Raw genomic sequence first — 13,728 nt, 5'->3', positions numbered from 1 at the left:
TACGGCCGTGCCCCCTGGGCCGTGGCCGTGGGGGCACGGGACCGGTCAGCCGGCGGTGGTGTGCAGGGCGTCCAGCCGCTTCTGTTCGTCCGCGGTGAGGCGCAGGGCGCCCGCGGCGACGTTCTGCACGAGGTGGTCCGGGTTGCCGGTGCCGGGGATGGCGAGGACGTGCGGGCCCTGGTGCAGGGTCCAGGCGATGCGGATCTGCGCGGGGCTCACGCCGTGCGCGCGGGCGATGTCGCGCACGGTGTCGTCGTGGTCGTCGGTCGCCGCCCGGGCCGCGGCCTCGCCGGCGACGGCGTAGAACGGCACGAAGGCGATGCCGCGCTCGCCGCACAGGCGCAGCATCTCGTCGTCGACGGGGTCGGGCCGGTCCAGGGCGTACCGGTTCTGCACGGAGACCACCGGGGCGATCTCCAGGGCCTCGGCGAGGTGGTGCGGTGCGACGCCGGAGATGCCGAGGTGCCGGATCATGCCCGCCTCGCGCAGTTCGGCGAGGGCGCCGAAGTGCTCGGCGATGGAGTCCTGGCTCATCCGCCGCAGGTAGACGAGGTCGAGGTGGTCGCGGCCGAGCTGGCGCAGGTTCTCCTCCACATGGCCGCGGAGCTGGTCGGGGCGGGCCGCGGTGCCCCACTCGCCGTGGTAGTCGCGGAACGGGCCGACCTTGGTGGCGATCACCAGGTCCTCGGGGTACGGGGCCAGCGCGGTGTTGATCAGTTCGTTGGCGGAGCGGGTGGCGGAGAAGTAGAAGGCGGCGGTGTCGATGTGGTTCACGCCGAGTTCGACGGCCCGCCGCAGCACCGCGAGGGAGCGGGTGCGGTCGCTCGGGGTGCCGAGGTGGAAGGCGGCGCTGCCCGTCAGCCGCATGGCGCCGAGGCCGATGCGGTGGACGGGCAGATCGCCGAGGGTGAAGGTGCCGGACGCGTCCGCGGTGATCGCTGTGCTCATCGCCGGATGATCGCACAACCGTCCGGCCCACCGCGTCAGTTCAGGGGCTTGGCGAGGACCGCCTTGCGGTGGCTGAACGTCTCGATGGAGTACCGGCCGTGGTAGTTGCCCATGCCGCTCTCTCCGACACCGCCGAACGGCAGGTCGGAGACGGTGAGATGGGCCAGTGGCAGGCCGTGGCCGAGGCCGCCGGAGGAGGTCTCGGCGGCGATCCGCGCCCGGGTCTCGTCGGACTCGGAGAACACGTACAGGGCGAGCGGCTTGTCGCGGTCGTTGATGAAGGCGATCGCCTCGTCCAGGCCGGCGACGGTGACGATCGGCAGGATCGGACCGAAGATCTCCTCCTGCATGACGGGCGCCTTCGGGTCGACGTCGGCGAGGACCGTCGGCGCGATGTACTTGGCGCTGCGCTCGCTCGCGCCGCCGACCGCGATCCGGCCCGAGTCGAGCAGGGCGGTCAGCCGGTCGAAGTGCCGTTCGTTGATGATCCGGCCGTACTCCGGGGAATTCTGCGGGTCGGTGCCGTAGAGGGTCTCGACCGCGCGGACCAGCGCGGCCTCCAGGGCGGGGGCGGTCACCGGGTCGGTCAGGACGTAGTCGGGGGCGACGCAGGTCTGGCCGGCGTTGAGGAACTTGCCGCGGGCGAGGCGGTCGGCGACGGCGTCGAGGTCGGTGCCGCGGTCCACGAACACCGGTGACTTGCCGCCCAGTTCGAGGGTGACCGGGGTGAGGTGCTCGGCGGCGGCGCGCATCACGATCCGGCCGACGGTGCCGTTGCCGGTGTAGAAGATGTGGTCGAAGCGCTCGGCGAGCAGGGCCGTGGTCTCCGGGACGCCGCCCTCGACGACGGCGACGGCGTCGGTGTCGAGGTAGGCCGGGATCAGCTCGGCCAGCGCGGCGGAGGTGGCCGGGGCGAGTTCGCTGGGCTTGGCGACGACCGCGTTGCCGGAGGCGAGCGCGCCGACGAGCGGGGCGAGCAGCAGCTGCGCCGGGTAGTTCCAGGGGGCGATGACGAGGACGACGCCGAGGGGGTCGTACTGCGTCCAGGCCGTGGCGTCGGCGCCGAGGTGGGCCGGGACGGGCGCGGGCTCGGGCCGCAGCCACTCCGCGAGATGCTCCAGGGTGTGGTCGATCTCCCGGATGGTGAAGTCGATCTCGGTGCGGTAGGCCTCGGTGCTGCTCTTGCCGAGGTCCGTGTGGAGGGCGGCGGCGAGGTCGGCACCGCCCTCCGTGAGCATCGCGCGCAGCCGGCGCAGCTGCTCGGTGCGCCACTCGACGGGCTTGGTGCGGCCGGTGGCGAAGGTGGCGCGGAGCCGGGCGACGACGTCGGCGGGCTGCTCGGGGGTGGGGTGGTTCATGGGTGCCTCGCTGAGGGTCAACGTTCAGATGTAAAGGCCAACCTTTCATGCACTCAAGTTAATTTCCGCCGCCCCCAGGGAGTGGCCGAGGTCACACGGCGACCGGTCCGGGCCGGTCGCTGAGGGTGGCCCGGAGGCGATCGATGCTCGTCCAGGCGGCCTGATCGGCTTCGTTGTTGCCGGGGGCCGAGGGGCCCGGACGGAACCCGTCGGCGGCGAGGGCGAGGGTCAGGGGGACGACGAAGCCGTCGGGCACACAGGGCATTCGGGCATGCCCTCAAGGCCGGCGAGCCGGACGCCGGGCCGGGGGTGAGGGAACGGCAGCGGCGGGTTCGGGGCCGCCATGGCGACGGAGGTGGGCCAGGACGGCGCGGACCCGGCGGTGGCCGCTGTCGCCCGCCGACAGCCCGAGTTTGAGGAAGACGCTGCCGATGTGTTTGTGGACGGCGTTGTCGGTGACGAAGAGCCGCTGGGCGATGGTGGCGTTGTCGTGCCCTTCGGCCATAAGCGCCAGGACCTCGCGCTCGCGGGGGGTCAACGTGTCGACGGGATCGCCGCGGACGGCGAGGAGCTGGGAGATGACCTCGGGGTCCATGGCGGTACCGCCGGCGGCCACGCGGCGCAGTGCGTCGGTGAACTCCGCGATGCGGCTCACCCGGTCCTTGAGCAGGTAGCCGATGCCCCCACGGGGGTCGGAGAGGAGGCGGCCGGCGTATTCCTGCTCGACGTACTGGGACAGGACCAGGACGGGAAGTCCGGGGCGGTCGCGGCGGGCCTGGAGGGCGGCGCGGATGCCCTCGTCGCGGAAGGTCGGGGGCAGCCGCACGTCGACGATGGTGACGTCCGGGCGGTGGGCCTCGACTGCGGCGAGGAAGCCGGAGGCGTCCTCCGTGATCGCGGCGACCTCGAAGCCCTGGGAGCCCAGCAGGAGTTCGAGTCCGGAGGACAGCAGGACGTTGTCCTCGGCGATGACTACGCGCACGGCAGCTCCACGGTGATGGTGGTCGGCCCGCCCGGCGGGCTGGTGATCTTCATGATGCCGTCCAGGGCGGCGGCGCGGCGGCGCATTCCCTCCAGGCCGCTGCCTCGGGATGCGTCCGCCCCGCCGGCCCCGTCGTCGGTGATCTCCGCGGACAGCATCGCGCCGTTGCGGGTGACATGGACGGCGGCCTTGGTGGCGCGGCTGTGCCGGGCGATGTTCGCCAGCGCCTCGGTGACGGCGAAGTAGGCGACCGCTTCGACCGCGGCGGGGACCTCGCCGAGATCGCCGATGTCGATGCGGGTCGGCACGCCGGCCCTGTCGGCCAGGGTGCCGAGCGCGCCTTCGAGGCCCTGGTCTGCCAGGACCGGCGGGTAGATGGTGCGGATGACGGAGCGCAGCTCGGTCATGGCCTCCTCGGTCTCGGCCTGGGCCTGCCGTACGAGCGCGGCGGCCGCGTCCGGGTCCTGGGGAAGGCTGTTCCCGGCCACGGCAAGCCGAATGGCGATGGCCACCAGCCGGGCCTGGGTGCCGTCGTGCAGGTCGCGTTCGATCCGGCGGAGTTCAGCGCCGTGCGCCTGAAGGACATCGGCGCGCGTCCGGGTGAGTTCGGTGACGCGCGCGGCCAGTCGTTCCGCGGGAGACGGTGCCAGGACTGCCAGGCAGCACCGCGCGTGCAGCCGGGCGAGCGGCGGCAGGGCGACGGCCGCCAGAACCGCAAGGAGCAGGAGTTGCGCCAGGTTGGCCGTCAGCGCGGAGGCCCAGCTGTCGACACGGAAACCGCACAGCAGCAGCTGTGGCGGATCCGACGCGGGGAAGGCCCGCCACCCCACGGTGACGACGAGGGTGAGGAGCAGGTTGCCCAGGCACAGCAGGGCGAACAGGCCCGCGGGCAGGCCCGTGGCCACCTGGGTCACGAGCCATGCGAGGTCCCGGCGCAGGGCACGGGGGCGCGGCTCCACCGGCCGGCCCAGCACCGCCCCGGCGCGCCGTCGGTGGCGCTCCGCCCACGGGGCTGCCAGCGACGGTATGCACAGCAGTGGCGCCGCCACGAGTGTCACCGTCGCGGTCAGCAGGGTGCCGAGGAGATAGCATCCGCTGCGCCCGGTCCGGACCAACCGTGCGCGGGCCTCACCTGTCACGCCGTGCACTGGTTCGCCCTCGTCTGTCGAACAGGACCCGGAGGGGCCGTCGGAGCCGCCACTGTATGTGCCGGGCGCCCCCGCGACACTACAGCCCTCTGTAGTTTTCAGGCGGCCGCCAATGGTAGCGACATGCAGTTCAACGCTTACATAGCGTGTGCTCCATGAGATCGACGACCCCGGCCTCCGCGCCTCAGAACCGCCCTTCCCAGCAACGTCACCGCCGGATCGGCCGGCGGTGGCTGGCCGTCGCTGCGGCCGTACTCGGCACAGTGGGTGCGGCCATTGCCGTCCAGCCCTCGGACGGCGCGACCGCGCGGTCCGCGCCCGGCTACCGGCAGGAGGACCTGCGCCGGGACACCGAAGCCATCCGGGCGCTGGGAATCACCGGCGTCCAGGCGCGGGTGACCACCGACTCCGGCCGGGATCTGGTGGCCACCGCCGGCGTCGCCATGGCGGGCGGGAACCGCCCGGTGCCCCGCAACGGCTACTTCCGGATGGCCAGCACCGGCAAGGCGCTCATGGCCACGGTGATCCTTCAGCTGGCCGACGACGGCAAGCTGTCCCTGGACGACACGGTGGACCACTGGCTGCCCGGTGTGATCGACGGCAACGGCAACGACGGGCGGAAGATCACCGTGCGCCAGCTGCTACAGAACACCAGCGGCCTCCATGACGACCTGCCCGGCTTCGACACCCCGCAGCAGTACTACCGGCACCGCTACGACACCTACACCCCCGAACAGATCGTCGCGAGGGCGATGAAGCACCACCCGGACTTCCGGCCCGGCACCGGCTGGAGCTACTCCAACACCGGCTACGTCGTCCTCGGCATGATCGTCGAGAAGGCGGCCGGGCACCCCTGGCAGCAGGAGGTCGGGGGCCGGATCCTGAAACCGCTCGGCATGGACCACACCTACCTGCCGGGCACCGCGTCCACCCTTCGCCGCCCGCACTCCGACGGCTACCAGGTCTTCGCCTCCGGCGAACGGACGGACGTCACCGAACAGATCGTCCCCGACCTCGGCGGCTATGTCTCCACCACAGCGGACGTCAACCGGTTCTTCCGGGGGCTGCTGGGCGGCAGGCTGCTGTCCCGGGCGCGCATGGCCGAGATGCAGGACACCGTGCCCGTTCCCAAGCAGTTCGAGGTGTTCTGGCCCGGCGGACGCTACGGCCTCGGCTTGGTCAACCGCCCCCTGAGCTGCGGCGGGAGCTACTGGAGCCACGAAGGAGGCGAAGCCGGCTACATCACCCTGAACGGCGCCACCGACGACGGCAGCCGCACCGTCACCGTCTCCATGTCCACCAGCTTCAACGACCTCTCTGACACGATCCGACAGCAGAAGGCCGCCAGCGCCCTCGTCGACCACGCGCTGTGCGGAAAGCCATGATGACTGTCGGGTGGCTGGGCCGCGGCTCGCGGCAGCCTCGCAGCCGGTGTCATCTACCGGCGGGCCAGGTCTCTTTCTCCAGGTTCTCGGCGGCAGAGGGGGGCAGCGGATTGAGCGCCCGGGTGTGGTCGAGAGAGCAGAAGGCGTCGTAGCGCTGGGCCAGGACGGTCGGGACGTAGTGGCCGACGCGTTCGAACTGCGGCCGGTACACCACGCCGATCGCACGGTGCCCGCGCTCCTCGTGGAACCACTCCGCCCGGCCGGCCGACGGCGGCCGCTGCAACTGCACCGGCGGGAACACGAACAGCGCCCGCTCCCCGTCCAGCGCCCGGTGCAGCAGGTCCTCCAGGCTGCCCGCCCGCGCCGGGGGCACGTCCATGGTCCGCGGTACGTCGCTCCAGGCGTCGGCGGCGATCACGGTCCCGGCGTACGATCCGAACCCGACCAGCACCACGCCCTTGCTCATACGGCGCTCGCGGACCAGCCGGCCGATGTTGACCAGGCCGGTGTCCGCCATGTCCGTGGCCCGTGCGTCGCCGATGTGGGTGTTGTGCTCCCAGACCACCGCCTTGGCACCGGGGCCGTGGTGCTCCATCAGCCGGTCCAGGGTGTCGGCCATGTGGTGGTCGCGGATGTTCCAGGACTCGGGCCCGGCGTCGACCATGGCGCGGTAGTACCGCTCGGCACCGGCCAGCACCTCGGTGTTCCGCCGGGCGGCGAACTCCGCGAGCGAGCCGTCCTGGGCCGCCGCCCGCGCCGCCCGCTGCCGCGACTCCATGAGCAGGCCGACCACCTGCGGCGCACAGCCCTCGGGCACATACCGGGTGGACAGCGCGTATGTCTGCGGGTCCTCGACGTACGGCTCGAAGCAGCGGTACGCCTCCAGGGCGGTCTCCACCTGGCCGGGGTCCTCGGGAGCGCCGGGCGCGGCGACGACGGAGCAATGCACCGCCTGGCAGTCCGGCCAGTCGCCCTCCACCGCGACGAAGGAGAAGCCCTTCTCCTCGATCAGCCGGCGGGTCAGCACGTCACGGACCTGGTAGTAGTCGGCGGTGCCGTGGGACGCCTCGCCGAGCAGCACATAGCGCGCGTCTTCCACGGCCGCGCCATCGGGTTCCCCCAGCCACGCGTGTGTCACACCCACGTACCGGAACCAGCCCACCCACCTCTACACATAAGGGCGAAATAAGGGCAAACTGGTGCCAGGCGGCGCTCACCGCACACCGCACTGGCTGCGGTCCGGCCTGAAAGGCAAAGGAGACGAGTCATGGCCAACGTCTCGCACAGGGGTGACATAACGAGCCACCCCGATGTCTCCGAAATGCGGGCTCGCTACGCCCGCATGCTCGGCGGTCGCGATGTGGCGCTCGTGGACGGACCGGTGTTCCTGCTGGGTCTGTACTGCGCGGCATCGCCGTGGATCGTGCACTACACAGCGAGCCAGCCGGCGCTCATGACGCACAACCTGATCATGGGGATCGCGATCGGCCTGCTGGCCCTCGGATTCACCCGGGCCCCGGAGCGGATGTACGGCCTCAGCTGGGCCATGTGCGCCATGGGCGTGTGGCTGATCATCGCTCCCTGGATCGTGGGCAGCGGCCCGGACGCGGGCGTGATCATCAACAACATCGTCATCGGCGCACTGGCGATCGTCCTCGGACTGGTCTGCGCCGGTACGGCGGCCAAGAGTGTCCCCAGGCCTTGAGGAGAAGACCGAGGAAGGGAGAGTCACCTGAACAGGAACATCGACCAGGCCGGTCCGCCCGGGCGGACCGGCCCCTTCATGTGCCGCCAGGACACGGACCGGACAGGGCGGCTCAGCCGCTCACGGTGAAGGACATCCACACATCGGGGGCCAGCTCCGGCCGGTCGGGCACCGGCCGCAGCTCGCGGGTCCAGGCATCCCCCGCGGCATCCTCCGCAACCCGCTGCCAGAAGCGCACGGCGGCGGGGTTCTCCTGCTGGTAGGCGATCTCCCACGGCCCGGGGTGCCGGGCCAGCACCGCCCGGACGGCCCGCAGCCCGAGGCCCCGGCGGCGCGCGCCGCGCACCACGAAGAAGCTGTTCAGAACCCGCACCGGGCCGTCCAGTGCGCGCACGAAGGCGAACCCGGCGGGGCGTTCGCCGCACAGCAGCAGGTACGGCGCCCAGCCGGGAGCGGTGAAGGCGGAGTCCACGCGCTCGCTGCGGAAGCCACCGTCGGCGGCCGGCAGCACACCCGCGTACTCGGACAGGTCATGCCGGAACATCAGCCACAGCCGTTCGACGGTGGGCCGGTCATCGGGGGTCGCGGGACGGACGAGCAGGTCCGGAATCATGGTTTCGGTCATGAACGAGAGCCTCCCCGGGCGGACTTGCGGTCCGCCCGGGGAGGCTCTCGACGACTGCGGTCACCCTAGCGCACGGCAGGCACGCGCGTCGCCCGGCCAGGTTCGTTGACTCTCCCCGTGCCACTCCCTACCTTGAGCCGGATTTATACGTTTTCCTCGCTTTTCGAGGGTTGGAGACTCCGTGTTCCCTCGCCCCGCCCCCGGCTCCCGCCACACCGTCACCGCGCTGCTCCTCGCGACGCTCCTCGCGCTGACCGCCGGAGCGTGGGCCCACTCGCCGAGCGCGCGGGCGCCGTACCCGCCGGTCCCGCTCACCCGGGTGCCCGCCGCGGCCGGGACGAGCACCCCGCTCGCCGGGTACGCCGTGCGGTCCACGGCCGAGGTGAGCGACTCGGCGGCGGCGGTCTCCTCCCCCGGCTATCCGACGCAGGGCTGGTACCCGGCGGGGCCCCGCTCGACCGTGCTTGCCGCGCTCCTCGCCGACGGCGTCTACCCCGACCCGTTCCGCTCCACCAACCAGCGGGAGATCCCGCGGGCCGACTTCGAGGTGCCGTGGTGGTACCGCGCCGACTTCACCGTCGAGGACACCACGCGCCGCACCTACCTCGACTTCAGCGGGGTCGTCTCGGCGGCCGACGTCTATGTCGACGGCCATCGGGTGGCGCAGGCGGCGGACGTCACCGGCGTCTACACCCACCACGAGCTGGACATCACCGCGCTGGTGCGGCCCGGCACCAACACGGTCGCCTTCCGCGTCCGGCCCAACGATCCGGACAACGACCTCACCATGGGCTGGCTCGACTGGCTCCAGCCACCACCCGACCGGAACATGGGCATCGTCCGGGACGTCCTGGTCCGCCGGGGCGGCCCGGTCGCGCTGCGCGACGCGCACGTCGTGACCCGGCTGGACGTGCCGTCCCTCGCCACCGCCGACCTGACGGTCCGGGCCCGCGTGCGCAACGACTCCGGCACCCCGGTCACGGCGCTGATCAGCGGCCGCGTCGCCGGCACGGAGCTGTCCCGGACCGTGCCGCTCGCCGCCCACCGGACCACGACCGTCACCTTCTCCCCCGCCGACGTCCCGGGACTGCACCTGACGGCGCCGAGCGTGTGGTGGCCGGCCGGGATGGGCGGACAGCCGCTGTACGACCTCGACCTCACCGCCTCCGTGTCCGGTACGCCGTCCGACACCGCGCACCAGAGCTTCGGCATCCGCGACGTCCGGGCCCCGCTCGACGCGGACGGCGCCCGCCAGTACCGGATCAACGGCCGCAGGCTGCTGGTCAAGGGCGGCGGCTGGGCCCCGGACGAGTTCCTGCGCTGGGACGACCGCTATGCCGAGGACCGGCTTCGATACGCCGTCGACCTGGGCCTGAACACGCTCCGGCTGGAGGGCCATCTGGAGCCGGACGAGTTCTTCACCCTGGCCGACCGCCTCGGCGTGCTCACCCTGCCCGGCTGGGAGTGCTGCGACAAGTGGGAGGGCGACGTCAACGGCAGCGAGGCCGGCCGGGAGTGGACCGCCGCCGACCACCCGGTGGCGAAGGCGTCCATGGCCGCGGAGGCCGCCCGGCTGCGGGACCACCCGAGCGTGCTGTCGTTCCTGATCGGCAGCGACTTCGCCCCGGACGCCCGGATCGAGCGGGACTACCTGGACGCCCTGAAGGCCGCCGACTGGAACACCCCGGTGATCCCGGCCGCCTCGGCCAACTCCTCACCCCAGCTGGGCAGTTCGGGCATGAAGATGACCGGCCCCTACGACTGGGTACCGCCCCGCTACTGGTACGCCAAGCGCGAGGGCGGAGCCACCGGCTTCAACTCGGAGACCAGCGCGGGCCCGAGCATCCCCACCCTCGACACCCTGCACCGAATGCTGACACCGGCGGAACTCGACACCCTCTGGAAGGAACCGGACACCCGGCAGTACCACCGCTCGCCGTCCCCGGTCTTCGGCACACTGGGGATCTACGACGACGCGCTCACCGGCCGCTACGGCGCCCCCACCGGCCTCACCGACTACGTCCGCAAGGCGCAGCTGGCCCAGTACGAGAACGTCCGCGCCCAGTTCGAGGCCTACCAGCGCAACGCCACGGACCGCACCGCACCCGCCACCGGGGTGATCCACTGGATGTTCAACAGCGGCTGGACCTCCCTGCACTGGCAGCTGACGGACCGCTATCTGGACCAGGGCGGGTCCTACTTCGGCGCCAAGAAGGCGAACGAGCCGCTGCATGTGCAGTACTCGTACGACGACCGCTCGGTCGTCGTGGTGGACAACCGGCACACCCCGGCCGACGGTCTGACCGTACGGGCCACCCTGTTCGCCCCCGACGGCACCCAGAAGTACGACCGCACGGTCCACGGTGTCTCGGTCGGCGGGGACGGGGCGCACACCACCGCGCTGACCCTGCCCTCCTCGGTGAGCGGTCTGCCCCGCACCTATCTGCTCCGCCTGCTGCTGACCGGCGCGGACGGCCGGGAGACGGACCGCAATGTCTACTGGCTGTCCACCAGCCCGGACACGGTCGACTGGAGCAGCACCACCTGGTACTACACGCCGACGGACGACTACGCCGACCTCACCGGCCTGGCCGCCATGGCCCGGGTACCGGTGTCGGCGACCGCGTCGACCGAGTCGTCCGGCGGCACGTCGACCACCACGGTCACCCTCCGTGCCACGGGCACGGGCCGTACCCCGGCGCTGCTGACGGACGTCCACCTCGTGGACGCGCAGGGCAGGCCGGTGCTGCCGGTGCGCTGGTCGGACAACGAGGTGAGCCTGTGGCCGGGCGAGTCGGTGACACTCACCGCCACCTGGCGCACCGCCGATCTGCGGGGTGCCGCACCCCGGGTGCGGGTCTCCGGCTGGAACACTCCGGAGCAGACGGCGCCGGCCGGCTGACAAAAAAAAAGGGGGGTGGGCCGGCAAGGCGGCCCACCCCTGCGCTCAGCTCACGTTGAGCGCGGTGTCGTCCACGACGAACGACGTCTGGTACTTGGAGCCCTCGGTGCCGGTGAACTTCAGGGTGACGGTCTGCCCCGCGTAGCCGCTGAGATTGAAGCTGCGCTGGGTGTAGCCCGAGCCCGCATTGAGGTTCGAGTACGTCGCCAGGGTGCCGAGGACCGTGCCCGAGCTGCCCAGGACCTGCACCTGGAGGGTGTCGTAGGCCGTGCTGGTGGAGGTCTCCGCCGTGTCCACGTGCAGATAGAAGCTGAAGGTGGCCGTCGAGCAGCCGGACGGGATGGTCACCGACTGGGAGAGGGTGTCGGTGGTGGCGGTGCCGTAGCCGTCGAGCCAGGCGTAGTACGAGCCCGAGTGGGCCGGCTCGCCGGTCGAGTTGGTGATGACGCCGCTGTTCGCGCTCCAGGCGGTGCTGCCGGACTCGAAGCCGTTGTTGCCGAGCAGCTGGCCGGCGGCGCAGGACGTCGAGCCGCCCCCGGTGCCGCCGCCGCTGCCGCTGCCGCTCGCGCCGGACAGCCACTCGGTGGCGTTGAGGGCGAGGGCCGCGTTGGTGGCGCCGGAGTCGTTCCAGCCGTCGTACAGCGTGTTGCCGGACTGTCCGGTGCCGTCGTCGATGGGCGAGCTGTCGCCCCAGAACGCGATGCGGCCGCTGCCGAAGGTGCTGGTCAGGAAGAACGCGCCGGTGTTGCCCGAGGAGCCGGTGCGGTACACCAGGCCCTTGACCGCCGGGTTGTCCGAGGGCTTGAGGGTGGCCGTGGTGCCGTCGGCGATCAGGCTCTTGGTGACGGTGCCGAAGGAGCCGTGCAGCACCGGGTTGGTGCTGTCGCTGATGGCGGGCGGGTAGTCGGACTTGACGTCCAGCGAGTCGATCGAGAAGCCGAACGGGTCGGTGGAGTCGACGCTGTTGTTCGACATCAGGTCGTTGAGGATCTCGACCGCGTCGTAGCCGTCGTTGTTGCGGTCGGCTCCGGTGTGGTCGGAGATCATGAACAGACCGCCGCCGTTCTTCACGAAGTTCATGATCGCCGTCTTCTCGGCGGCGGTGAACATCGTGTTGGGCTCCGGCAGGACCAGCGTGTCGAAGTTCGACAGGTCGGTCGTGGCGGAGCCGCCGTAGCTGAGGCTGGAGCCCGACGGCAGCGTCTTGAGGCTGTAGTTGCCGGTCTTCTGGAGCGCCACGCCCCAGGAGGACAGGGCGCCGGTCCAGTCGGTCTCGGCGGACGGTGAGGAGTTCTGGCCGAGCGGGTCGGGCTGGCTGGTGGAGATGATCCAGTCGGCGTTGCCGGCCGTCTCCGCGTGGGCGTTGTCGAACAGGATGCGGTGCGTGGTCGCCGCGTGGGCGGGGGCGCTGGCGCCGACCTGGAGGGCGGCTCCGGTGAGGAGCATGCCCAGTCCGGCCAGGGCGGTGGTGAATCTGCGGCGGGATCTCCTGGATCCAGGCATCCGGCGAACCTCCATGAGGGGTGGGGAGACGGCGGTGGGGGCGCCAAGTCTGCGCGCGTAGAACCCGCTTGAGGGTTCTACACGCGTCGATTGATTGAAAGGTACATGGCATGAAGGCCCGGTGAACAGAAAGTCCCGGCAATAACCGGAGCGCGCCGGCCGGCGCGTCAGCCGCCGTACAGGTAGGGCGTGGTGGTGCTGAGCTGGTGGAATCCGAGGCGCTGAAGGATCGGGCGGCTCATGGGCGAGGCGTCGACCTGGAGATAGCGGTATCCGTGCTGGGCGGCGACGCGGGCGCGGTGGGCGACCAGGGCACGGTAGATGCCCCGGCCCCGCCACGCCTCGACGGTGCCGCCGCCCCAGAGCCCGGCGAAGGCGGTGCCGGGCACCAGTTCCATCCGGGCGGCGCTGACGGGTTCGTCACCGGCGAGCGCGACCACGGCGACGACCGTGCCGGGGTCGGCGGCCAGCCGGGCCAGCAGCTGGTGCCGCAGCCGGCTGCCGTCGGTGCCGAAGGCCTGCTCGTGCACCGCGACGACGAGGTCGACCCCGGCCGGGTCGGTGGCCCGCACGAGCCGGATGCCGGCGGGCGGTTCGGCGTCCAGGGCCAGCCGGGCGACCTCGCCCATCATCAGGGCCTCTTCCGGCTCGGGCCGGAACCCGGCGGCGGCGAGCCGGGCGCCCAGATCCTTCGGCCGGTCGTGGCCGTAGAGCTTCCACTCGAAGTCCAGGCCGAGGCCGGTGAAGCGGTCGATCTGGTCCTGGATGGCCCGGTCCGCGTCCGCCGCGTCCAGCCCGGACCACAGCACCGCGCTCCAGCCCTGCGGGCCGGCGACGTGGCGCACCACCCCGCCGACCCGTTCGATCCGGGCCCCGGGGCCGTCCGGCCGTGCGCCCCGGCGCATCTCCTGGTCGTAGCGGGCGAGTACCGCCGAATGATCCATACGGCCACTGCACCATGTCCGCCCCGGGCGGGCAACGCAATTCCCGATGGGCCGGGCGAGGGCCTTTCTTTCGGATCAGGTCGGCTTCGAGTGACGGCGCCTTCTGGACGCCGACAAGATCCGAAAGAGAGGCCCTAGGTGTATTGCCCTGTGAGGTTGGGGACGCGGCTGGCGGGTGGTTTGCCTGCGAGCGCGGTGTGTCCGCGGTGGTGATTGTAGGTGTGCAGC

Annotated in this window: 12 protein-coding genes; 3 read left to right on the top strand and 9 right to left on the bottom strand. The window is 71.7% G+C overall.

Features of this window, described 5'->3' with window-relative positions:
- Positions 1-45: 45 nt before the first annotated feature.
- From ACWCV9_RS27065 to ACWCV9_RS27045, 5 genes are all read right to left on the bottom strand, one after another.
- Positions 46-948, bottom strand: coding sequence for an aldo/keto reductase (locus ACWCV9_RS27065; RefSeq protein ID WP_450790340.1), 903 nt, complete (start codon positions 946-948; stop codon positions 46-48).
- A 35-nt stretch (positions 949-983) separates the two neighbouring features.
- Entirely contained in the window at positions 984-2,306 is a 1,323-nt protein-coding gene (locus tag ACWCV9_RS27060) for an aldehyde dehydrogenase family protein (protein WP_450790338.1), read from the bottom strand.
- Positions 2,307-2,397: 91 nt separating this feature from the next.
- On the bottom strand, positions 2,398-2,571 hold the full coding sequence (locus tag ACWCV9_RS27055) for a hypothetical protein (RefSeq protein WP_450790336.1): 174 nt from the start codon (positions 2,569-2,571) through the stop codon (positions 2,398-2,400).
- Positions 2,572-2,583: 12 nt separating this feature from the next.
- Entirely contained in the window at positions 2,584-3,288 is a 705-nt protein-coding gene (locus tag ACWCV9_RS27050; RefSeq protein ID WP_450790334.1) for a response regulator, read from the bottom strand.
- Positions 3,279-4,427: a sensor histidine kinase gene (locus tag ACWCV9_RS27045; protein ID WP_450790333.1), complete on the bottom strand. Its 1,149-nt coding sequence runs from the start codon at positions 4,425-4,427 to the stop codon at positions 3,279-3,281. The genes ACWCV9_RS27050 and ACWCV9_RS27045 overlap by 10 nt, the downstream gene beginning before the upstream one ends.
- 164 nt (positions 4,428-4,591) lie before the next feature.
- On the opposite strand from ACWCV9_RS27045, the gene ACWCV9_RS27040 reads away from it, so the two are divergent.
- Positions 4,592-5,821 carry a serine hydrolase gene (locus tag ACWCV9_RS27040; RefSeq protein ID WP_450790332.1) on the top strand — a complete coding sequence of 410 codons (1,230 nt, stop codon included), beginning with the start codon at positions 4,592-4,594 and terminating at the stop codon, positions 5,819-5,821.
- 49 nt (positions 5,822-5,870) lie between these two features.
- Here ACWCV9_RS27040 and ACWCV9_RS27035 read toward each other — a convergent pair whose 3' ends face one another.
- Positions 5,871-6,920 carry an erythromycin esterase family protein gene (locus ACWCV9_RS27035; protein ID WP_450790330.1) on the bottom strand — a complete coding sequence of 350 codons (1,050 nt, stop codon included), beginning with the start codon at positions 6,918-6,920 and terminating at the stop codon, positions 5,871-5,873.
- A gap of 168 nt (positions 6,921-7,088) precedes the next feature.
- On the opposite strand from ACWCV9_RS27035, the gene ACWCV9_RS27030 reads away from it, so the two are divergent.
- Positions 7,089-7,526: an SPW repeat protein gene (locus ACWCV9_RS27030; RefSeq protein ID WP_385841115.1), complete on the top strand. Its 438-nt coding sequence runs from the start codon at positions 7,089-7,091 to the stop codon at positions 7,524-7,526.
- Positions 7,527-7,638: 112 nt separating this feature from the next.
- Here ACWCV9_RS27030 and ACWCV9_RS27025 read toward each other — a convergent pair whose 3' ends face one another.
- Positions 7,639-8,151 (bottom strand): GNAT family N-acetyltransferase, encoded by a 513-nt coding sequence (locus ACWCV9_RS27025; protein ID WP_450790328.1) that lies wholly within the window; start codon positions 8,149-8,151, stop codon positions 7,639-7,641.
- 181 nt (positions 8,152-8,332) lie between these two features.
- Between ACWCV9_RS27025 and ACWCV9_RS27020 the strand changes: the two genes are divergently transcribed.
- On the top strand, positions 8,333-11,053 hold the full coding sequence (locus ACWCV9_RS27020) for a glycoside hydrolase family 2 protein (protein WP_450790326.1): 2,721 nt from the start codon (positions 8,333-8,335) through the stop codon (positions 11,051-11,053).
- A 45-nt stretch (positions 11,054-11,098) separates the two neighbouring features.
- Here the strand turns inward: ACWCV9_RS27020 and ACWCV9_RS27015 are convergent, their stop codons facing one another.
- Entirely contained in the window at positions 11,099-12,556 is a 1,458-nt protein-coding gene (locus ACWCV9_RS27015) for a hydrolase (protein ID WP_450790325.1), read from the bottom strand.
- Between the two features lie 167 nt (positions 12,557-12,723).
- Positions 12,724-13,500 carry a GNAT family N-acetyltransferase gene (locus ACWCV9_RS27010; protein WP_450790323.1) on the bottom strand — a complete coding sequence of 259 codons (777 nt, stop codon included), beginning with the start codon at positions 13,498-13,500 and terminating at the stop codon, positions 12,724-12,726.
- Between the last annotated feature and the right edge of the window lie 228 nt (positions 13,501-13,728).

The organism is Streptomyces sp. NPDC001606 (assembly GCF_053596835.1).
The sequence above is the reverse complement of the archived record's forward strand: the minus strand, read 5'-3'. Positions and strand labels throughout refer to the sequence as shown.